At 43.7% G+C, this 20,539-nt stretch carries 20 protein-coding genes; 16 read left to right on the plus strand and 4 right to left on the minus strand.

Annotated features, from left to right (window positions below; all coding sequences use genetic code 11):
- Positions 1-58 precede the first annotated feature (58 nt).
- The 4 genes from G511_RS0115800 (at position 59) to G511_RS0115815 (ending at position 3,762) form a co-directional block, all read left to right on the plus strand.
- Positions 59-664, plus strand: a complete 606-nt coding sequence (locus tag G511_RS0115800; RefSeq protein WP_028470500.1) for a glutathione S-transferase family protein — start codon at positions 59-61, stop codon at positions 662-664.
- 174 nt (positions 665-838) lie between these two features.
- Positions 839-1,399: an RNA 2',3'-cyclic phosphodiesterase gene (gene thpR / locus G511_RS0115805; protein ID WP_028470501.1), complete on the plus strand. Its 561-nt coding sequence runs from the start codon at positions 839-841 to the stop codon at positions 1,397-1,399.
- A 71-nt stretch (positions 1,400-1,470) separates the two neighbouring features.
- Positions 1,471-2,832 carry a prephenate-dependent tRNA uridine(34) hydroxylase TrhP gene (gene trhP, locus G511_RS0115810; protein WP_028470502.1) on the plus strand — a complete coding sequence of 454 codons (1,362 nt, stop codon included), beginning with the start codon at positions 1,471-1,473 and terminating at the stop codon, positions 2,830-2,832.
- A 57-nt stretch (positions 2,833-2,889) separates the two neighbouring features.
- The gene (locus G511_RS0115815) at positions 2,890-3,762 is read left to right on the plus strand and encodes a prenyltransferase (protein WP_028470503.1); all 873 of its coding nucleotides are present in this window, start codon (positions 2,890-2,892) and stop codon (positions 3,760-3,762) included.
- On the opposite strand, the gene G511_RS0115820 is transcribed toward G511_RS0115815, so the two are convergent.
- Positions 3,720-4,355, minus strand: a complete 636-nt coding sequence (locus tag G511_RS0115820; protein ID WP_028470504.1) for a TetR/AcrR family transcriptional regulator — start codon at positions 4,353-4,355, stop codon at positions 3,720-3,722. The two genes, G511_RS0115815 and G511_RS0115820, sit on opposite strands and share 43 nt — an antisense overlap.
- A gap of 98 nt (positions 4,356-4,453) precedes the next feature.
- Here G511_RS0115820 and G511_RS0115825 point away from each other — a divergent pair, with 98 nt between their 5' ends.
- From G511_RS0115825 to G511_RS0115850, 6 genes are all read left to right on the plus strand, one after another.
- On the plus strand, positions 4,454-5,296 hold the full coding sequence (locus tag G511_RS0115825; protein ID WP_028470505.1) for a crotonase/enoyl-CoA hydratase family protein: 843 nt from the start codon (positions 4,454-4,456) through the stop codon (positions 5,294-5,296).
- 42 nt (positions 5,297-5,338) lie between these two features.
- Positions 5,339-7,363: an oxidoreductase gene (locus G511_RS0115830; protein WP_156905233.1), complete on the plus strand. Its 2,025-nt coding sequence runs from the start codon at positions 5,339-5,341 to the stop codon at positions 7,361-7,363.
- Positions 7,364-7,788: 425 nt separating this feature from the next.
- Entirely contained in the window at positions 7,789-8,244 is a 456-nt protein-coding gene (locus G511_RS24645; RefSeq protein ID WP_211224925.1) for a hypothetical protein, read from the plus strand.
- 85 nt (positions 8,245-8,329) lie between these two features.
- On the plus strand, positions 8,330-9,190 hold the full coding sequence (locus G511_RS0115840) for a hypothetical protein (RefSeq protein ID WP_028470508.1): 861 nt from the start codon (positions 8,330-8,332) through the stop codon (positions 9,188-9,190).
- Positions 9,191-9,626: 436 nt separating this feature from the next.
- Positions 9,627-9,884: a type II toxin-antitoxin system Phd/YefM family antitoxin gene (locus tag G511_RS0115845; protein WP_028470509.1), complete on the plus strand. Its 258-nt coding sequence runs from the start codon at positions 9,627-9,629 to the stop codon at positions 9,882-9,884.
- Positions 9,872-10,171, plus strand: coding sequence for a type II toxin-antitoxin system RelE/ParE family toxin (locus G511_RS0115850; RefSeq protein ID WP_028470510.1), 300 nt, complete (start codon positions 9,872-9,874; stop codon positions 10,169-10,171). The genes G511_RS0115845 and G511_RS0115850 overlap by 13 nt, the downstream gene beginning before the upstream one ends.
- Positions 10,172-10,331: 160 nt before the next feature.
- Here G511_RS0115850 and ggt read toward each other — a convergent pair whose 3' ends face one another.
- Entirely contained in the window at positions 10,332-12,095 is a 1,764-nt protein-coding gene (gene ggt, locus G511_RS0115855) for a gamma-glutamyltransferase (protein WP_028470511.1), read from the minus strand.
- 132 nt (positions 12,096-12,227) lie between these two features.
- Positions 12,228-12,710 carry an Lrp/AsnC family transcriptional regulator gene (locus G511_RS0115865; protein WP_156905234.1) on the minus strand — a complete coding sequence of 161 codons (483 nt, stop codon included), beginning with the start codon at positions 12,708-12,710 and terminating at the stop codon, positions 12,228-12,230.
- Positions 12,711-12,852: 142 nt separating this feature from the next.
- Between G511_RS0115865 and megL the strand changes: the two genes are divergently transcribed.
- The gene (gene megL, locus G511_RS0115870; RefSeq protein WP_245574101.1) at positions 12,853-14,052 is read left to right on the plus strand and encodes a methionine gamma-lyase; all 1,200 of its coding nucleotides are present in this window, start codon (positions 12,853-12,855) and stop codon (positions 14,050-14,052) included.
- 41 nt (positions 14,053-14,093) lie between these two features.
- On the opposite strand, the gene G511_RS0115875 is transcribed toward megL, so the two are convergent.
- Complete coding sequence (locus tag G511_RS0115875) at positions 14,094-15,623, minus strand: sigma 54-interacting transcriptional regulator (RefSeq protein ID WP_028470514.1); 1,530 nt, start codon at positions 15,621-15,623, stop codon at positions 14,094-14,096.
- Positions 15,624-15,872: 249 nt separating this feature from the next.
- Between G511_RS0115875 and G511_RS0115880 the strand changes: the two genes are divergently transcribed.
- From G511_RS0115880 to G511_RS0115900, 5 genes are all read left to right on the plus strand, one after another.
- Positions 15,873-17,204 carry a trans-sulfuration enzyme family protein gene (locus tag G511_RS0115880; RefSeq protein ID WP_036552256.1) on the plus strand — a complete coding sequence of 444 codons (1,332 nt, stop codon included), beginning with the start codon at positions 15,873-15,875 and terminating at the stop codon, positions 17,202-17,204.
- Positions 17,204-17,752, plus strand: a complete 549-nt coding sequence (locus G511_RS0115885; protein WP_028470516.1) for an OsmC family protein — start codon at positions 17,204-17,206, stop codon at positions 17,750-17,752. The genes G511_RS0115880 and G511_RS0115885 overlap by 1 nt, the downstream gene beginning before the upstream one ends.
- Positions 17,753-17,831: 79 nt before the next feature.
- On the plus strand, positions 17,832-18,647 hold the full coding sequence (locus tag G511_RS0115890; RefSeq protein WP_028470517.1) for a transporter substrate-binding domain-containing protein: 816 nt from the start codon (positions 17,832-17,834) through the stop codon (positions 18,645-18,647).
- A gap of 35 nt (positions 18,648-18,682) precedes the next feature.
- Positions 18,683-19,636, plus strand: coding sequence for an amino acid ABC transporter permease (locus tag G511_RS0115895; protein ID WP_028470518.1), 954 nt, complete (start codon positions 18,683-18,685; stop codon positions 19,634-19,636).
- Entirely contained in the window at positions 19,632-20,381 is a 750-nt protein-coding gene (locus G511_RS0115900; protein ID WP_425411407.1) for an amino acid ABC transporter ATP-binding protein, read from the plus strand. Before G511_RS0115895 ends, G511_RS0115900 begins: the two co-directional genes overlap by 5 nt.
- Positions 20,382-20,539 lie beyond the last annotated feature (158 nt).

Below are 20,539 nucleotides of genomic sequence, written 5' to 3' on the forward strand. Positions count from 1 at the left end.
TGTTTTAAAGCGAATTTAATGTTCTTTTTATGAAAACAGCTTGGTTAGGAAGTTCTCTATGTTGAAAGTATATGGCAGTGCGTTATCTCGGGCGGGCATGGTTATGGTCACACTTGAGACGCTAGGGTTAGAGTATGAGCTTATTAACATAGGTACACGTAGTGAGGCTTCCCAGTCACCTGAGTATCGACAGATAAACCCAACAGGTAAGGTGCCTACCTTGCAGGATGGGGACTTTGTCTTATTCGAGACACAGGCTATCTTGTATTACTTAGTCAGGAAGCATGGCAAAGGGCGTTTATGGGCTGACTCGCCAGAAGCTGAAGCAAATATTTTGCGTTGGTCATTGTTTATCAGCAATCAATTGGAAGCTTCGGCACTGGATATGCTGTTGCAGTTCAAAGGTGTACTACAGGATTCTAGTGGGCTTGATAAAGCGAATGCCACTTTAGAGCGCTTCTTGCCTGTTTTAGAAGAGCAGCTTGTAGGGAAAGACTATTTAGTCGGGAATAAAACCATCGCTGATATTCATGGGGCTATGGTCCTTAGTTGGCCAAAGCTTGCTGGCTTTGATTATGCTCCTTACCCTAATGTTGCGGCTTGGATTCGCAGGATTCTTTCATCACCTGAAAATAAAAAAGTAGCTACTGCTGCAAAAACTTAAACACGAATATGAATGAGTCGTTTTAGCGATAACTCTAAATGAGAGTTGTCGCAATGGCGCTTAATAACCGTTCTAAAACATAGCGCTTATTTAGAGTGTAAAAAATTTGCGCAATCTAGAGTAGCAAGGCAAAATACTCGCTCTTAAAATAGCAAAGGTTGTAAACACGAACCGATGAGGATTCGAACGTTTTTTGCCCTACGGCTGCATGACTCCGTTGTAAGGCAGTTGGCTGATCATGCCGATGGCTTGTGTGAATATGACCGCAAGCTCGAAGTGGACTGGGTTGATTCTGACCAATACCATTTAACCCTTTGCTTTCTTGGTGACACGGCTCTTGATCAAGTTGAATTGCTTGAACAACTAGCAAAGCAACAATTGAAAGATGAGCTGTCATTCCAAGTTTGTTTAGAAAAAGTTAATTATTACGAAATTAGTAAAAAACTATCATTAATAGCGGCACTGCCTTCAGAGAATAAAGCGTTACGTTCTTTGCAACAAAGTGTGGCTAACATGGTTAAAGAAGCCGGCATAAAGAGTGATTTGGCTGATTTCAAACCGCATATCACATTAGGGAAGCTGCCTAACCAAAATAAGCTTAAACACCCTAAACAGTGGCCAGAGTTAAACTTATACAGCTTAGCTGACTCAGTGGTTTTACTGCAGAGTAAGCCCGGTGAACACGGTTCTGTTTATACGCCATTGTTTGAAATCGACCTGCAAGACCTTGCCTAACGCTTATGTAAATCAAATGTTAGGTAAGAAGCTCAATAACCCTCAAGCATGAAAACGAGTAAGTATTAAGTATGCGAAGCCCAGAATTATTGTCTCCTGCGGGGACATTAAAAAACATGAAATATGCATTTGCCTATGGCGCAGATGCTGTTTATGCCGGACAGCCTCGATATAGTCTGCGGGTGCGTAATAACGACTTTACTATGGCGAATCTTGCAGAGGGTATTGATTACGCTCATCAGCTAAATAAAAAGTTTTTTCTGGCCAGTAATATCTTGCCACATAACAGCAAGTTGACGACTTATATCGATGACCTTCGCCCAGTTATTGCGATGGGGCCCGATGCAATTATTATGTCGGACCCAGGTTTAATCATGCTGGTGAAAGAAAACTTCCCAGATATACCTATTCACTTGTCAGTACAAGCGAACACGATGAACTGGGCTGCCGTTAAATTCTGGCATCAGGCAGGTATTGAGCGAGTTATATTGTCACGTGAGTTGTCGTTAGACGAAATTGCTGAGATTCGTCAGCGTTGTCCAGAAATGGAAATCGAAGTTTTCGTCCACGGCGCTTTGTGTATCGCTTATTCTGGCCGTTGCTTGCTTTCTGGCTATATTAATAAGCGCGATCCTAATCAGGGTACTTGCACTAATACATGCCGTTGGAAGTACGATGCACACGAGGCTAAACAGGATGATTCGGGTGATATCATTCCAGTGCAGTCTTTTGATCCTGCACAAGAAAAAAATGCGCCAGCTTTAGGTGAAGGTGAGCATACCGATAAGATTTTCCTGCTTCAGGAAGAGACTCGCCCGGGTGAATATATGCCAGCTTTTGAAGATGAGCACGGTACATATATTATGAACTCAAAAGACCTGCGCGCTATTCAGCACGTACATAAATTAGCAGAGATGGGCGTAGACTCGCTAAAAATTGAAGGGCGTACTAAGTCGCACTATTATGCAGCACGCACCGCGCAAACTTATCGTAAGGCGATTGATGATGCTGTCGCTGGGCGACCGTTTGATATGGGTCTAATGGATGAGTTGGAAAACTTAGCAAGCCGTGGTTTTACGGAAGGCTTTTATCGTCGTCATGTTCATGATGAATATCAAAATTATGAAACTGGGCACTCTATCGGCGTGCATCAGCAGTTTGTTGGTGAAGTTTCGAACTACGATGCAGAAGCGGGCATGATGACCATTGAAGTGAAAAACCACTTTAAGAAAGGTGATACGCTTGAGCTGATGACACCAACAGGTAACCGAAAATTCACATTGGATACCATGATCAACAAACGTGGTGAATCTGTGGATGTTGCGCCAGGCTCTGGTCATGTCATGCAGATACCCATGGATTTCGAAGCGGGTATTGATATGAGCTATGCTTTATTGATGCGCGATTTGCCTAATGCACCAGGTGCAGCGTAAGCGCTAACAACCACTGATCTATTAAAAGGTGCTCAAGGGCGCCTTTTTTAACGGCTTATGAATCATATTAGAAAAGATAAATATAAATTCAGCCAGGCACTAAGGCCTTTTTCATTTGCTGTAGCATTAATTGCTTGTGGTGCAGGTGTGTCACTTGCGTGGGCTGATGGCGCGCAGAGCTTATTCAGCACCTTATTAGTGCTATTGGGTGGGGTTTTGTTGCAAGCTGGCGTTAACTTGATTAATGACTATTCGGATATCAGTGACCACTATAATTTGGGCATTGATCAGGTAGCGGCGATACAACAAAATTTTCGAATAGGCTTGTGCTGCTTTGGGTTAGCGACCTTGATTGGCTTATGGTTTGTTTACCAGATAGGTTTGGATTTCTTATATTTATGCCTCGTTGGCTTAGTGGGCGCTCTGGGCTACACATTACGACCCGTTAACTATAAAAGTAGAGGGCTGGGAGTCGTCTTGGTGTTTTGGTTGATGGGAGTATTAATGGTGGTTGGCAGCTATCTAGCTGTTATGGGGCAATGGAGCTCTTCCATTATTCTTTTCAGTATTCCTATTAGCTTGTTGGTGTCTCTATTGTTGCTCAGCAATGAGCTAAGAGATTTCGAGGCCGATAAACAAGCTAACATACAAACATTGGTTGTGCGTATTGGTTACTCAGCAGGTAGCATCATTTACAAGGTGATCATTGCTTGTGTGGCGTTAAGCGTAGTATTGCTAGCGTGGTGGTTTGATCATGCTTGGTTATTATCTGGGCTAATGGCATTCATTTTTTTACCGAGGCTACTTGTCTTACTTAAAGCCAATGCCCCAGAGAGAGTGGCATTGACTAAGGGGAGTGGGCGCTTTTTGATGGCCTTTGGCGTGCTTTATAATATCTCTTTGCTCTTTGTTGCTTTTCCGCTGGTTTGAATCAACATATGAACGGTGGTTGTAGCAATGGCTTCTAGGTCTTCGCGATTTACATAGATACCATCGTTAAATAGCCGACATAGTCCGTGCAATGCGGCCCAGCTGGCTTGTGCTATACGAAGCGTTGGCTCTTCCTGATTAAATAAATTCTTTTCTTTGAGTTCTTCGATCCATTCTACCCAAATTCTAAAGCTGCTTTTTGAGATCACCTTTAGTGATTCAGTGGGTGTGCCTGTTTTCCATATTTCACGACCGAACATGAGATCGTAAGTTTCTGGCTGCTCATTGGCAAAGCGAATATAGGCGAGTACGTATTGCTCAAATAGAGCCGCAGGTAGCAACGTTGGGTATTGGGCAGGTATTTTCTTTACCGCTTGATCTTGCTGTAAAAAACCTTGTTCAGCGATAGCGCATAGCAGTTCGTTTTTATCTTTAAAATGATGATAAGGGGCGGTTCTAGAGACGCCGACTTGGTCTGCAAGCTTTCGTATAGAAAGGGATTCAACGCCACCTTCACGAATAATCGCCGTAGCTGTGTCTAGTAGAGTTTTGCGCAGGTCACCGTGGTGGTAAGTCTTTTTATCTTTAGTCATGGGGCGAAATTTATCAAGCTATCTTGACACTGTCAAAATAGAATATTATCTTGACGGTGTCTAGATTAATAAAATGATAATAAGATAAGGGAATTCAGATGAGCTACCAAACCTTTGATCTGGTGGTAAATGATAAAATTGCACACCTGCAGTTGAATCGACCAGAGGCATATAACTCCATGAGTCGGGAGTTTTGGCGCGAGTTTCCAGAGGCTATAAGAGCTCTGGATATAACGGCAGAAGCACGTGTATTGGTGATTTCTTCAACGGGTAAGCATTTTTGTGCAGGAATGGATCTAGAAGTTTTTACTCAACCAGATCCTGACATGTTTCAAGGAGAAGCGGGGCGACGCGCAGAAGCGATGCGCCGTTTAGTGCAGCAATTACAAGCCTGCTTTTCTGTGCTGGAAGATGTACGTATGCCAGTGCTCACAGCCATACAAGGCGGTTGCATAGGTGGTGCCTTAGATCTGGTGTGTGCGAGTGATATGCGTTATTGCACCAAAGATGCCTTCTTCACGGTAAAAGAGACTGAGCTGGGGATGACAGCCGATTTAGGCACGTTACAACGTTTGCCGCAGCTCGTTGCTCCGGGTTTAGCGCGTGAGCTTGCCTATACAGGCCGGAAAATGTTGGCAGAAGAAGCGGTTACCTCAGGCTTTGTAAATGAAGTGTTTGACGATCAAGACCAAATGCTCAGTGGTGTTAAGAAAATAGCTGAGTTGATTTCACAAAGGTCACCGTTAGCGGTCACCGGTTGTAAGCAGATGATCAATTATGCGCGTGATCACAGCACGGCTGATAGTCTGAGCTATATGGCGACGTGGCAGGCCGGTATGTTTCAGCCCGCGGATATGATGCAAACATTTGCGGCGAAGATGTCAGGTAAACAACCTGATTTTGAAGGGCTAAGACCCATAAAATCTGCCTTCACAGAGTAAGAAAACAAAAATAAAATGACAGAATCTACAGAGAGAGCCGACATGAGCCATTCACACTATCCGAATTTGTTAGCACCGCTGGACCTAGGGTTTACCACATTAAAGAACCGCGTATTGATGGGGTCTATGCACTTAGGGCTGGAAGAAGCGCCCAATGGTTTTGAGCGTATGGCTGCATTTTATGCAGAGCGTGCGCGTGGTGGGGTAGCCATGATAGTGACAGGAGGCATCGGCCCTAATTCTGAAGGTGCTGTGCATTCAGCTGCCGCGTTAATGGCGACGCCAGAAGATGTCGCGCATCACCGTACTGTGACGGATGCCGTGCATGCAGAAGATAGCAAAATTTGTATGCAAATCCTGCACACCGGGCGTTATGCCTACAACCCTAAGCTGGTGGCCCCATCGGCTGTACAAGCGCCGATTAATCCGTTTCCGCCGAATCCGCTGACGCAAGATGAGATCGAACAACAAATCCAGGATTTTGTGAACTGTGCCTCGCTCGCTAAAGAGGCGGGCTATGATGGTGTCGAGATCATGGGCTCAGAAGGTTACCTGCTTAACCAATTTATTGTGACGCGTACTAATAAACGTGATGACGAATGGGGCGGTGAATATGAGCAGCGCATTCGCTTTCCGGTAGAGGTTGTTCGCCGTGTACGTGAAGCAGTAGGGACAGATTTTATTATTATTTACCGCTTATCTATGCTCGACCTAGTTGAAGGCGGAAGCTCGCAAGAAGAAGTGGTGCAGTTGGGTAAAGCGATAGAAAAAGCCGGTGTCACTATCATCAATACAGGTGTTGGTTGGCATGAAGCGCGCATCCCGACGATTGCCACTAAGGTGCCGCGAGCAGCGTTTACTTGGGTCACGGCTGAAATACGTAAAGCCTTGTCAGTCCCTGTGATTACCTCTAACCGTATTAATACACCCGATGTAGCTGAAGATGTGTTGGCTCGTGGTGATGCCGATATGGTCTCGATGGCACGGCCGTTCTTGGCTGACCCCGAGTTTGTACTAAAATCAGCTGAAAACCGTGCAGATGAAATCAATACCTGTATTGGTTGTAACCAAGCCTGTTTAGACCATATTTTTGTAGGCAAGCTAACAAGCTGTTTGGTTAACCCGCGAGCGTGCCACGAAACAGAATTAGTGATCGAGATGGCTGCCCAGAGTAAAAAGGTAGCCGTTGTCGGCGCGGGCCCAGCAGGTTTAGCATTTGCTACCACTGCCGCTAAAAGAGGCCACCAAGTCACATTGTTTGATGCAGCCTGTGAAGTGGGCGGGCAATTCAATATTGCTAAGCGAATTCCGGGTAAAGAAGAGTTTTACGAAACCATCCGTTACTTTGCTAAGCAGATAGAACTGAGCGGTGTGAATTTACAGCTAAACACACGCGTGACAGCTGGGATGCTCGATAATAGCGACTTTGATGAAGTCGTTATTGCAACCGGTATTACACCGCGCTTACCCGAGATTGACGGCATCACTCACCCCAAAGTGCTGAACTATTTAGATGTAATGAATGGCAAAGATGTCGGCCATAAAGTCGCTGTGATTGGTGCCGGTGGTATCGGCTTTGATATCAGTGAAGCCTTGGTGCATCAAGGTGTAGCGACCAGCCAGAATATCCCTGCTTTTATGAAGCAGTGGGGTGTAGATATGAGCATGTCTGCACGTGGTGGCGTGGAGCAGGTCGAGCAAAACTTTGCACCGGCCGCACGTGAAGTCACTTTATTGCAGCGTAAAAAGACCAAAGTAGGCGCAGGCCTAGGGAAAACCACCGGTTGGATTCACCGTGCAGATTTGGTGAACAAAGGCGTGAAAATGCTCAACAACTGCGAATACCAAAAAGTTGACGATCAAGGCCTCCACATATTAGTGAAAGGTGAGGCGCAACTGCTGGCTGTGGATAACGTTATTATCTGTGCAGGCCAAGATCCATGCCGTGAGCTGGCAGACCAGATTAAAACCAAAGCTGTTCATTTGATTGGTGGTGCTGATGTCGCAGCTGAACTGGACGCAAAGCGTGCCATTGATCAAGGAACAAGATTAGCGGCTAAAATGTAGAAATCGATATCCGCTATTACGAAACAAAAAAATGCCGTTTCATTAATGTGAAGCGGCTTTTATTGTGAGCTAACTTTCCTGTTGATAAGTAAGCTCTATTTTATGTGCGTCTATACAGTATATTTTTATTTTCTCAGGTTACGTGCGCGTTTTGCCACAAATGGATTGCCCATTGTGCACGGTTTGTTCTGGTATTTGATTAGAAAGTTATGCATTATCAAGTAGATAAGGAAAAGCGCAGTAAAATACCGTGCCAATCTGAGCGATTAAAACGCGCATGCTTATTTTCAACGGAGGAAAATAACAGATGCAGTCAAAAAATCTATATTTATCAATCCTCTTCAAATCAATGCACTCTTAGCAGTCTGCGCGTAAACGCGCATGCGCAGTATTAAAATGTTACATGCACAACTACGTAGGAAGTTATGAAGAAATTTTTTAAATATTTAGGGTTCGGGGTTTTAAGTGTTGTTGTATTCTTTGTCGCTATCATTGTTATTACAAGCGTCGGTGGCATCGATAAAGAGGAGACATTCCCGCCATATATCGAGGAGGCTATCCCAAAGCTTACAACCTGGGAAATCGAGCAATACAAATTACTAATGTCTAAAGAAGGCATGGAGGCAGCTACGCCAGAACAATGGCAGTTATACCTTAATATGTTTAAAAAGCTTGGTACTCTTCAAAAAGTGGGTACGCCCGAACTTCAAAATTCTAGAGTAGCTTCAATGACATCATCAGGTACAACAACATATGCGACATATTTGGTTCCGCTTACCTTTGATACCGGTGAAGCCCATGTTCAACTTGGATTACAACACAATAGCGAAACAATAGAGATAAATAATGTTCGTTTTCTATCAGATTTATTGCTCAAGTAAAGCATGTAACAAAGCCATCAAATCGACCGCTTTACGCTGCGCTTCAAGCGGCAATTTATGGCGGCGTTAGCAGTCAAGGAGTCTCATGTCGGAGCAGAGTAATAAAAATAATGGATTTGTTCGCACACTAATTGTGCTTTTTTGCTTGATGTTAGTTGCAATGGTTTTTTACAACTACTTTTGTGTTGCACCTAAAGGTGAGATAAATACTGGAATAATTAGCCTAATTTCTATTTTATTGGTATTAGTACTTTCAGAGTCTTTTGATAACTTTTCGATTGGAAAGCTAATATCCGTAACTAGAGAAGTTAAGAAAAAAGAGGGAGCGGTAAAAGAGCTAGAACAAAAAAATACTGCCTTATTAAATCAACTAATCACAATATCTAACAGTCAAAAACAGGAACAAAACCATACTAACGTTTATGGTGATTATCATGAAACACCACAGCAACAAAAAGCGAACAACCAGAAAACGGAGTTAAGAGAAAACGAGGATGAAGTTAAAAAGTTACTGGATAGAATCGGAGATTCTATCGTAATTAATGAATATGAAGATCATATAAAAAGAGATTTAGAAGCTCGAGATCTTGATTGTGATAGTGATACTGCCAAAATTTTGATTAAGCACCTTGCAGGTACTCAAATATCGCTTAATTTTGAGGCTTTAAACCAAGATATTTTCACAAGCCAAATCGAATTACTTCGTATACTAAATGATGCAATACCTGATGGTAAACCTCCTGCTTTCGTAGATGAGTTCGCACAAAATATAATTATAAAAAATTCTGATGTATTGAAAGAATGGACACCAGAAAGCTATTTAGAATATTTATACGCAAAGCAACTCATTGTTAATGAAGAAAATAATATTCGAATTACAAATATAGGCGTAGAGTACTTGTCGTGGTTAGTAAAGAGTGGTCGTAGTCGAAGCAATAGCTTATAAAACTGCTAACACATATGAGCCTTCTCAAGTAAATAGGCCAAAGTAACTCTTATCGGCCGCGTCAGCGGCCAATTATAAAACCATTAGCAAGACCGTTTACTTCATCTGTCTTTGTCGGCTGTTAAGTGTACTTACAGCAAACATACCACTAGCACTTATTCGGGCGCGTAGAGGCTCTCTTATTGCGATGTTATAGGGTTCGATCAACTGATAGACTGCTTCTGGATTGGCGAGTACTTCTTTATGGAGCAGTGTATTAGCATCTTGATCGATGATACCGGCGTAAAGAGAGCGGGCATGAAAATCGATTCCGCAATAAGTATCAAGTCAAAGCACACGAACGCAGTAAGCTGCACCGGTGTTTGAGACGTCAGCTGTATTTCCAAAATTGTTTTTGTAGTGATACTCTAGTGATACTATTTTGTGTGGGGTTTTTATGAGAGTAGAATTAGTAACAACATTGAAGCGTCAAGCAACGAAAATCTTATCTGAGCTTCATTCTTCTAAAGAGCCTGTATTAATTACCGAGCATGGACAACCCTCTGCATACCTTGTCGATGTTGATGATTTCGAATTTATGCAAAAACGTATGCAAATTCTTGAGGCTTTAGCTAAAGGCGAACAGGCAATTAGCCGAGGGGAAACCACATCAAATATTGAAGCTAAAGAAAAAATGAATAAATGGCTGAAATAATTTGGACGAATCCTGCTCTGGGTGATCTAAACGATATAGCTGAATACATTGCTCTGAGTAATCTTCTGTCAGCTAAAAAATTGGTAACAAAAATCTTTGATAAAACTGATCGTCTTGAGGCGTTTCCGGAATCAGGAAAGAAGCCAATTGAGTTAAGTAATCTAAATTACCGAGAAGTCGTCGTGAATCCTTGTCGTATATTTTACAAAATAGACAACGATAAGGTTTATATTTTGCATGTTATGAGGCAAGAACGTGACTTGCGAAAGCTCTTGTTGTTAACGTAACAAACAGCTCACAAGCTGCTTAAGCGGAATATAACAGTTCTATCGCTTTGCGATTACATCCAACTAATAAAAGTGAGCCCAATAACTCAGGCCCACTTTAGGTAAATGCTTAATGCGGAGTATGAGTTCTGATGAATTTTTATCACGCAGGTTCTAAATGTTAGTCCCCGTATGCCTCTCCCTCTCTGCGTGGGTCGGCTGCTCCTGTAAGTTTATTATCTTTCAATAAAATAGCGTGAATGCCCGAGTTTAAGTCCCGTACATTAACTTTATAGCCCATCGTTTCTAGTGGTGTTTTGAACTGCTCGGCACTGGTGCCTTTTTCTAGGTCGTAGGTGCCAAAGCGGTTTACAAGGTGGGGTAGGTTGATGGCTTCTTGAATCGGCATATCCCAATCAAAGTGGGCTATTAAGGTGTTAGCCACGTAACCGATAATGCGTGAGCCACCGGGTGAGCCGATAGCCATATAGGGTGCGTTATCTTTCATCACAATGCTGGGCGACATAGATGAGCGTGGGCGCTTGCCGGGTTCTAGGCGGTTGGCGATTGGGTAGCCATTTTTATGTGAAGCAAATGAGAAGTCAGTTAACTCGTTGTTGAGTAAAAAACCGTTACTCATTAAGCGTGAGCCAAAGCCGTTTTCGATAGTGGTTGTCATTGAGACAATATTGCCCTCTTTATCCGCTATTACAAAGTGGCTGGTTGATGGAAGCTCAATTGACTCGTCATCTGCAAGTGCAACTTTTTGCATGCTCCTCCATGCAGGTTCTCCTGCTGTTACTTGTTCTTTGCTAAGGGCCGTTCCTAGTGTTATCAGTTTGGCGCGTTCTGCTAAGTAGCTTGGATCAAGCAGCCCTTGGGGCATCGGCACATAATCACTATCAGCCATGTAGCGTCCTCGATCAGCAAAGGCTAAACGTGATGCGTCGCCGATTACTTGCCAAGATTGTGGGCTGTCTTTTCCTAAGCTTCTTAAATCAAAGTTACTTGAGATGCCAAGAATTTGCCCAACGGTTAGGGCGCCTGAGCTTGGTGGCCCCATGCCACATACATCATATTGATGATAAGGCGCACAGGTAGCAGGGCGCTCTTTTACTTGGTAGGCCGCAAAATCACGGGCGGATAAAACGCCGGGGTTGCCATCTGCTGAACGTACTCTAGAGACAATATCCTGCGCTATTTTTCCATTGTAGAAAGCATCGGCGCCATTACCAGCTAATGTTGTTAGCGTGTCAGCATATTTTTGGTTTTTGAGGCGTTGCCCTGCAGAGAGCGGCGAGCCATCTTCATTGAAAAAATATGCCTTAGTATCTGGATAGCGGCTTAGGCGCTCAGCGTCAGCGGCAATTGAGCTCGCTAAACGTGGTGAAACAATAAAGCCCTGCTGTGCTTGGCTAATGGCAGGTTTTAGTAAAGACTCCCATGATTGTTTCCCGTAGCGTTTATGGACGCTTTCTAATAGCTTTACGGTACCGGGCGTACCTACAGAGCGCCCGCCAACTACCGCATCATAAAACTTCATGGTGCTGCCGTCAGCGTTTTGGAATAGCTCAGGTGTTGCTGCTAGCGGTGCTGTTTCACGCCCATCAAAGGTAGTGACCTGCTTCGTTTTAGCGTCGTAATAAACGAGAAATGCACCACCACCGAGCCCTGATGATTGTGGCTCAACAAGGCCAAGCATGACTTGCACGGCGACCAGCGCATCAGCAGCGGAACCTCCTGCTTTTAGTACCTCATAACCAGCCTTTGCCGCCAGTGGGTTTGCTGCAGCAACCATATAGTCTTTAGCGGATACGCTAGTTTTGGTGCTAGTGCCACTTGCAACTTCCGGAGCCACGGAGTCCGCCACTTGAGAGGTGGCCAGGGCAGGTGTTGAGACAAGCGCCGCACTGATTAAAATAGCGAGAGTGTTATGTTTTAACATTGTCAGCATCCTTTAATTTTTTATTGTTAGAGCCGTTGTTCAGTCTATGCATCAGTGTATAAAGTGAAGTGCGCATTGGTGCACTTTCCTGTGCCATTATTACCTCCTTTTGTGCCATAAATTTTGATTCTTTTATTTGATGTGCGAAAGAGGCAAGGCCGTTCTATTTAATACCTGGCGCATCACAAAGCTCGTTCGGATACTCGAGACGCCTTCTATTTGGTTGAGCTCTTTCAATAAAAACTTTTCGTAATAAGACATATCGGGCATGACTACTTTTAACAGGTAGTCGGCATCGCTGCCAGTGATCAATGAGCACTCTAATACTTCGTTATAAGTTGAAATGCTCCGCTCGAAGTTATCCAGTGTTTTAGGTAGCTGTTTTTCAAGGCTTACATGGATAAAGATGGTTAAGGGTAATCCCAGCTCACTTTGGTTAAGAAGTGTGACTTGCTTGTCGATAATACCGGCATCTTCTAGTTGTCGAACTCGCCTAGAGCAAGGGGAGGGAGATAGCCCAACTTTGTCTGCCAACTCAAGATTACTGATATTGCCGTCACGTTGAATTTCATCAAGAATTTTGCGGTCAATTCGGTCTAATTTTTTAATTGGCATAATTAATCAAATTTTGTCTATTTTTTAGATTTGTGTGCCAATTTAAGTGTTATGTGGGTCGAATAAGACCAGATTGGCTACGCTATGATAGCTATTCTAACCACTTAGTTTTTTTAGAATCAAGCGTGTCTAAGTGGAGATTATGATGAACAATAATAAGAGCCTGTCTTTTTCAACCCGTGCAATCCATTCCGGTTACGATGCGTCTGAAAATGAAGGCGCATTAAATCCGCCTGTTTATATGACATCCACCTTCTGCTTTGACAATGTAGAACAAGGCGCAGCACGCTTTGCTGGTGAAGAGCAGGGGCATTTTTATAGCCGTATTTCTAACCCGACGCAGGCACTACTAGAGACGCGTTTAGCTGATTTGGAGGATGGCGAAGCCGCTTTAGCTACCGCCTCAGGTATGGGGGCGATTACCGCCGCCTTATGGACACTGGTTGCGCCGGGAGACAGAGTCATAGCCGATAAAACCCTGTATGGCTGCACCTTTGCTTATCTTCAGCATGGCTTACGCAAGTTTGGTGTCGATGTTGAGTTTATTGATTGTACCGATATTGAAGCAGTCGCTTCAGCCTTAACTGAAAACACTAAGGTTGTGTATTTTGAAAGCCCAGTGAACCCGAATATGCGTGTGATGGATATCACAGCGATTAGCCAGTTAGTACATGACTATGACCCTAGTATCAAAGTGATGGTTGATAATACTTATTGTACGCCGGCGTTACAGCGGCCTCTTAACTTAGGTGCGGATTTGGTAGTGCATTCAGCGACTAAATACTTGGGTGGTCACGGTGATTTGATAGCAGGGGCTGTGATTGGTAAGCAGTCGGTTATTGATCAGATTCGTATTTTTGGATTAAAAGATATGACGGGTGCAGTGATTGCACCATTAACGGCGTTTTTGATTCTCCGCGGATTAAAAACACTCGAACTGCGCATGGAACGCCATTGCAATAGTGCACAAGAAATAGCAACACGCTTGCAACAGCATAATACGGTTGAGAGTGTTTATTATCCTGGGCTTGTGGATAATCCTTATCATGCGCTAGCTAAAGCTCAGATGACACGCAACGGTGGCATGATAGCAATGGAGCTAAAAGGGGGCTTTGCTTCGGGTGTGCAGTTTATGAATGAGCTTAAAATGATCAAAAGAGCAGTGAGCTTGGGTGATGCTGAAACACTATGCCAGCACCCTGCGAGCATGACTCACGCGACTTACACCCCAGAAGAAAGGGCTAAATACGGCATTAGTGAAGGTCTTGTTAGAATCTCTGTTGGTTTAGAAGATATCGAAGATATCTATGCCGATATAGCACAAGCATTACAGCGTGTCTGATCTGTTTTACGTGGCCTTAGGGCCACGTTCTATCTTGTTCTTTAGGCAGGCTTGATCCCGTACTTTTTTAACTTTAACGCTATGGTGTTGTGAGATACCTGTAAGCGTTGCGCGAGCTTTCGCGAAGAGGGGTATTGTGGGTACAGCTCACTCAGTAAGGATTTTTCAAAGTTTTCTTGGGCCGCTTCCCAACTTCCAAATGTACCTAGGCTTCCGTTATCTGAGTTCTGTATTAGTTTTGAATCTACTAAGATGTCATGATCTTCAAGCATGTCGTCGTCTGACATAGCGACTGCTCTAAATAAGACGTTCTGTAGCTCTCGAATATTACCTGGCCAGTGGTAGCTCATTAATAGATCTAAACCGCTTTCACCAATGTGAGGTGGCGTTCTATCAGTTTGCTCAGCAGCACGCATAATGAAGTGCTTACTGAGAGCTGGGATATCAGCTCGGCGATTACGCAGTGGTGGCACTTGGAGGTTTAACACATTGAGTCGATAGAATAGATCTTCACGGAAAGTGTTGTCATCAGCCATGCTTAGTAAATCTCTATGCGTTGCACTGATGATACGGACATTTACCGAGATCTCCTTCTCTCCGCCAATACGCCTAAAAGAATACTCCTGCAAAAAGCGAAGTAGTTTAGCTTGCAGATAAGCAGACATTTCGCCTATTTCATCAAGAAATACAGAGCCGCCATCGGCAATTTCAAAAAGGCCGGGTTTTCCGTTTTTATTGGCCCCTGAAAAGGCCCCTGGCGCGTATCCGAATAACTCACTTTCGAGCAAATTTTCAGGTAGTGCCGCACAGTTTATCGCCATAAAAGGCGCATCTTTACGTGTGCCTTTCTCATGCAGCATGTGAGCTAGTAGCTCTTTCCCCGTCCCTGTTTCCCCTTGAATGAGCACTGGCATATCTAAGCGAGAAAAGCGCTGTGTGTTTTTGATGAGTGTTTGGGTTGCTTCAGAGCTGCCAATGAGTGAAGTAATGCTGTCACTAGGTGTGTGGCTAACAGCAGATATTTGCTGCCCAATACGGCGTAAGCTTTGCAAAAGCAGTACGGCACCAGAGACTTGAGTTTCACTTTGGTTATAAGAGAAAACAGGCGTGATATCGACGATAAATGCATGTCCTCCCACGTTGATATCCAGTGTTTTAGCTGTGCTTGATAAAATGGAGGAGAGGGGCCTGTCAATAAATTCGGCTAGTGACACTCCTTGTAATGAAGCCTTATCCATTTTGAGTAGGACTGCAGCTGCGGTGTTAGCTAATAAAATGCGGCCTTCAATATCGATATCTAAAATAGGGTCTTGCAGCTTAGATAACACCGCATCTAAGTGTTGGCTACGTCGCTCGCCTGGTAGTAGGTCTACTTCAACTATTTCAGTAATGCCTTCTATATTTTGTAAGCACTTTTTTAATTCATCAAGGGTGGCGTTATCGTCCAGCTCAACAAAGGTGTGATGTAAGTGCATCTCGACGGTTGCAAGGTTCCAATTTTGCTGAGAAAACACGGCGAGTATCTCTTGCGTGATGCCTATTCTGTCTTTTGATCGTATATCGAATCGCATCGGGCTTTATCCGTATTATTTTTATTACAGTGTAATTTTATTATTACATTAATTCTACTTCTTTGTTTTTGTTAGATATTAATGAATTTCAAATACACTTTGTGAGTGTTTTTGTAATAAAAATGTGACAGTTTTTCTAAATAAATAATGCGTTTATTTGCTTAACTTATTGATATTAAAGATATTTAAATAGTTGGTTTGGTCCTTGCTATTACCCCTCTATAAGAAAACATATAACAGGGCGTAAGAATGACAAAAGTTCAAGGATCTACTGTATCAGAATCGATTAAAGGCGATTCCCTTGGTCAAAGTGCTCTTTCAGAAGGAGTTCACTGGACTTCAGAGCTAATGCGTAAGCGCCACACAGGGCCCGCACAAGTTCATAAAGACTGGTCGAGCGCAGGGGCTTCTACTGCTGCTGTTCATGCCGGGACATTGGATGATCAAGCTTCTGGTGCTGTTGGTACGCCAATCTATCAGACATCAACCTTCCTTTTAGGCGATGAACAGTACCGCTCTGTGGAAGAAGGGTATGCAAGAGATCGCTTTATTTATACGCGATACGGCAACCCTAATCAGTGGGCAGTGCAAACTAAACTAGCTGCGCTAGAGGGGGCTGAGTCGGCTTTGGTTTTTAGCTCTGGCATGGCGGCCATTACGGCAACCGTGATGGCAATGGTAGATAAAGGTGCGCATATTGTTGCCTCTAATGAGCTATATGGCGGGACCTATAACCTCTTTAATCAGGAGCTGCCTACTTTCAATATGACGGTTAGCTATGTAGACCCGCGTGACTATGCAGCGATTGAAGCGGCTATCAAACCGAATACACAGATTCTTTATTTTGAAGCGTTAACCAACCCTTTGCTCAAGCTGGTGGATGTTAAGCGCTTATCTGAAATTGCTAAGCGCCATCAATTACGTTTGATTATCGACGGGACGTTCCTTACGCCTATTAGCTGTCGAATGATTGAGCTAGGTGCTGATGTGGTTATTCATTCAGCTTCTAAATACTTGAATGGCCATAGTGACTTGATTGCTGGTGCGGTGATGGGCAGCCGTAAGCTAGTGGATATGATTTGGCCTCGTTTGCTGACTTACGGAGGGTGTTTGGACCCACATGCCTGTTTCATGTTTGAGCGTGGCTTAAAAACGTTAGCGATACGCATGCAAGCACATGAAAAGTCGGCGTATCAGTTGGCTGAATTTCTTGAGCAGAAAAGTGTCATTAAGCGCGTTTTTTATCCTTTGCTCAATAGTCATCCAGATTACGAGCTAGCCGCGAATGTTCTCAATAATGGTGGCGGCATGATCGCCTTTGAAATCGAGGGGGGGGATAACGCAGCGCTCGATTTATTAGCCCGTTTACGCATACCTAAGCAGGCAACCAGTTTGGGAGGCGTGGAGTCACTTATCAGCCTTCCATATAACACTTCTCATGCGGGATTCACCGCAAAACAGCGTTCAGATATGGGCATTAACCCTGGTTGTGTCCGTTTATCTGTGGGCATTGAAGATGCCACAGATCTCATCAATGACTTCGAGCAGGCTCTTAACTCAATTTTACTGGAGAACAAATAATGCGTAATGGAATTGCAGTTTCTGCACTAAGTGAATTTGTTAATGAAATTAAAAATGACCCGCGTGAAGCGATTGCCAAATACGGCGTTGAACTTAATTGGCAAAGTGGCACTCGCTCAAGAGTTACCGCCTTACCTATGAGTGTTGGTCCACACACAGTGAGCCGTGATTTTACGTGGGAGATTGATGAGCCTAGGCAGCTACTGGGCTGCAATCATGCGCCAAATCCGCAGGAGTATCTGTTGTCAGGTGTTGGCGCCTGCATTTTAGTGGGTTTTGCGGTTGGAGCTTCGGTTATGGAGATTCAGCTAGAAAGCCTCAAGGTCACCGTGCGGGGACAGCTTGATTTAGCAGGTTTTTTGGATATCAATCCTGAATCACCTGTGCCGTTTACTGAGCTGGATTATTGCATCGAGGTGGCAGGTGATGGCACGCCTGAGCAATTTGAAAAACTGCGTCAAACCGCTCTACAGCAGAGCCCAAATGCAATGACCATTATGAAAGGAGCAGCTGTTGATGGCGAGTTAATCATCAATAGGCATGTGTAATAGGAGCAGGAAGCACAGGGATGTGAATTAGCACAATGTGAAAATAATTTATCAATAATAAATATAAAAGGCAGCAAAAATGAAAAAGATAAATAGAGTCTCGGCTTTTCTTGCGATGATGGCCGTTAGTTCGGTTGCGTTCTCTGGTTCATCAGAATTATGGAAGGAGTCAACGCTTAATAAAGTAATAGAGGCAGATGAATTAAGAGTGTGTTTTGAAGCGGGTTATATGCCGTTTGAAATGAAAGCAAAAAATGGTAGTTACATTGGCTTTGATATTGATATGGCGAAGTTACTTGCTAAATCTATAGGTGTTAAACATACACCTGTTAATACTGCTTGGGATGGCATTATTCCTGCGTTGCTAACGAATAAATGCGACATTCTTATTGGTGGAATGACGATTACCTCGCAACGTAACCTCAAGGTTAATTTCTCAGATCCTTACATTGTCGTAGGACAGTCTCTTCTTATTAAGCCCTCTCTTGCCACAGAGATAAAAAGCTATAAAGACTTAAATAACCCTAAATATACCATTGCTGCCAAGTTAGGAACCACAGGTGAAATTGCGGCTAAAAAGCTTATCCCTAAAGCTAATATTCGTTTGTTTGAATCCGAGGCCGAAGGTGCTCTTGAAGTGGCTAACGGTAATGCCGATGCCTTAGTTTATGATTTAGCTTCAAACGCAATTTTCTCAGCGCAAAATAAAGCGCGTGTAACTCATATTGATGAAGCGTTTACTTATGAGCCATTGGGTTGGGCTATTCGTAAAGGTGATCCTGACTTCACTAACTACCTGAACACATTTCTACGCCAAGTCAAAGGCGACGGTACTTACGATCGTATTTATAACAAGTGGTTCAACAGTGACTCCTGGTTAAAGCACGTTCAGTAATTACACAGTAACTAATTGACAGGGGTTGAGTGAAGATGGAAAAAACACCAAACAAACTATTATGGCATGGTGTGCTGTTAGCTATATTACTGGGTGTTGGCTACTCGGTTTTGTTGGCTAGCCAGAGTATTCAATATACTTGGCGTTGGGAGCGTGTTGTTCCTTATCTGGTTAATACAGAACCTAGGCCTGTTATGTCACCTTTTGATGGAGTGGCCAGCATCAGTACAGATGGTTTGTCTGTATCGATTGAATCAGATAACAGTGCTGAGCCTGCACAGGTGTTTAACGAGTTCTCACAGCTAGTGGTTGGGGATGGTGACATGATATTTGAGGGGGATGTCGTTGCAACCACTAATGATTGGCGCTTAGGCCCCATTATGAATGGTTTGGTGATGACCTTAAAAATCTCCATTGTTTCGCTCATCTTCGCTGTCATTATCGGGTTGTTTGTAGGTTTGGCGAGAGTCTCATCCAACCCGGCGCTTAAATATCTCTCGCTAATTTATGTGGAGATCGTACGTGGGACACCTTTGCTGGTGCAGATCTTCATCTTCTATTTTTTCATTGGAACTGTATTGGGGCTTGATAGATTTACCGCAGGTGCTGCTGCGTTGTCTATTTTTGCTGCAGCCTATGTCGCAGAAATTATTCGGTCAGGAATTCAATCAATACCTGCTGGCCAAATGGAAGCCGCCAGAAGCTTGGGAATGAATTATGCCCAAGCCATGATCTATATCGTTCTACCTCAAGCATTTAAACGTACTTTACCGCCTATGGCCGGACAATTTATTAATCTCATTAAGGACTCCTCTTTGGTGTCAGTTATCTCGATTACTGACTTAACAAAAGCCGGTCGTGAGGTTGTTAGTGGTACGTTTGCGCCCTTTGAAGTGTGGTTTACGGTAGCGCTGCTTTACCTCGTTCTGACCGGAAGCCTGTCATGGATGGTGAAACTACTAGAGAAGAGGTTAGCTAACAGTGATTAAAGAATATACAGGCGACGACATGATCGTAGCCACCGGCATAGATAAGTTTTATCCCAATGGTTGCCATGCTTTGAAAAATGTTTCGGCAACGGTTCACCGAGGTGAAGTACTGGTTGTAATTGGGCCGTCCGGATCAGGTAAGTCAACATTCTTACGTACGTTGAATCAACTGGAAACTATTAGTAGCGGTGCTATTAGTATTGATGCCACTGATATGTACGCCAAAGATACTGATATCAATAAATTGCGTGAAGAAGTCGGCATGGTGTTTCAAGGGTTTAATCTTTTTCCACATATGAGCGTGCTGGAAAATGTGATGCTAGCGCCATTGAAAGTGTCTAAAAGAGATCGCCGCGAAGTGGAGGAACACGCTCGTTCGCTGTTATGCAAAGTGGGTTTGGAGTCTCGTATGACAAACTATCCATCACAGCTATCAGGTGGGCAGATGCAGCGTGTGGCTATTGCTCGTGCCTTGGCCATGAAGCCCAATATTATGTTGTTTGATGAGCCAACCTCTGCGCTGGATCCAGAAATGGTGGGTGAAGTGCTGGATGTCATGAAAAGTTTAGCCAAAGAAGGGATGACCATGGTTGTGGTGACCCATGAAATGGGCTTTGCCAGAGAAGTGGCTGACCGTGTGTTGTTTATGGAGGAGGGGGAGTTGCTGGTGGATGATACCCCTACATTATTTTTTGATAACCCTGAACATCCTCGCTTAGCAAAATTTCTGTCACAGGTGTTGTGAGAGTGCGTTTGATATGGATTTTGCTGTTTTGAAATTTTGTGAGGTTTCTGTGCTAATTACTGTTCATAAATTGGTATGTATCACCATGAAATTGGTTTTTTATAGATGACTTCGCAATTTAAAGCTAACACGCAAATGCTAAATTAATTTAAGAATCG

Source organism: Neptunomonas japonica DSM 18939 (assembly GCF_000422765.1).
GTDB classification, from domain to species: domain Bacteria; phylum Pseudomonadota; class Gammaproteobacteria; order Pseudomonadales; family Balneatricaceae; genus Neptunomonas; species Neptunomonas japonica.

Excerpts from the sequence above, each read along its gene's own strand:
- G511_RS0115820 (WP_028470504.1), bottom strand. The coding sequence starts at position 4,355 with ATGACTAAAGATAAAAAGACTTACCACCACGGTGACCTGCGCAAAACT.
- G511_RS0115895 (WP_028470518.1), top strand. The coding sequence starts at position 18,683 with ATGGAAAAAACACCAAACAAACTATTATGGCATGGTGTGCTGTTAGCT.
- G511_RS0115890 (WP_028470517.1), top strand. The coding sequence starts at position 17,832 with ATGAAAAAGATAAATAGAGTCTCGGCTTTTCTTGCGATGATGGCCGTT.
- G511_RS0115850 (WP_028470510.1), top strand. The coding sequence starts at position 9,872 with ATGGCTGAAATAATTTGGACGAATCCTGCTCTGGGTGATCTAAACGAT.
- G511_RS0115800 (WP_028470500.1), top strand. The coding sequence starts at position 59 with ATGTTGAAAGTATATGGCAGTGCGTTATCTCGGGCGGGCATGGTTATG.
- thpR (WP_028470501.1), top strand. The coding sequence starts at position 839 with ATGAGGATTCGAACGTTTTTTGCCCTACGGCTGCATGACTCCGTTGTA.
- G511_RS0115825 (WP_028470505.1), top strand. The coding sequence starts at position 4,454 with ATGAGCTACCAAACCTTTGATCTGGTGGTAAATGATAAAATTGCACAC.
- G511_RS0115885 (WP_028470516.1), top strand. The coding sequence starts at position 17,204 with ATGCGTAATGGAATTGCAGTTTCTGCACTAAGTGAATTTGTTAATGAA.
- G511_RS0115830 (WP_156905233.1), top strand. The coding sequence starts at position 5,339 with ATGAGCCATTCACACTATCCGAATTTGTTAGCACCGCTGGACCTAGGG.
- ggt (WP_028470511.1), bottom strand. The coding sequence starts at position 12,095 with ATGTTAAAACATAACACTCTCGCTATTTTAATCAGTGCGGCGCTTGTC.
- G511_RS24645 (WP_211224925.1), top strand. The coding sequence starts at position 7,789 with ATGAAGAAATTTTTTAAATATTTAGGGTTCGGGGTTTTAAGTGTTGTT.
- G511_RS0115875 (WP_028470514.1), bottom strand. The coding sequence starts at position 15,623 with ATGCGATTCGATATACGATCAAAAGACAGAATAGGCATCACGCAAGAG.
- G511_RS0115840 (WP_028470508.1), top strand. The coding sequence starts at position 8,330 with ATGTCGGAGCAGAGTAATAAAAATAATGGATTTGTTCGCACACTAATT.
- G511_RS0115865 (WP_156905234.1), bottom strand. The coding sequence starts at position 12,710 with ATGCCAATTAAAAAATTAGACCGAATTGACCGCAAAATTCTTGATGAA.
- G511_RS0115815 (WP_028470503.1), top strand. The coding sequence starts at position 2,890 with ATGAATCATATTAGAAAAGATAAATATAAATTCAGCCAGGCACTAAGG.
- trhP (WP_028470502.1), top strand. The coding sequence starts at position 1,471 with ATGCGAAGCCCAGAATTATTGTCTCCTGCGGGGACATTAAAAAACATG.
- megL (WP_245574101.1), top strand. The coding sequence starts at position 12,853 with ATGATGAACAATAATAAGAGCCTGTCTTTTTCAACCCGTGCAATCCAT.
- G511_RS0115845 (WP_028470509.1), top strand. The coding sequence starts at position 9,627 with ATGAGAGTAGAATTAGTAACAACATTGAAGCGTCAAGCAACGAAAATC.
- G511_RS0115880 (WP_036552256.1), top strand. The coding sequence starts at position 15,873 with ATGACAAAAGTTCAAGGATCTACTGTATCAGAATCGATTAAAGGCGAT.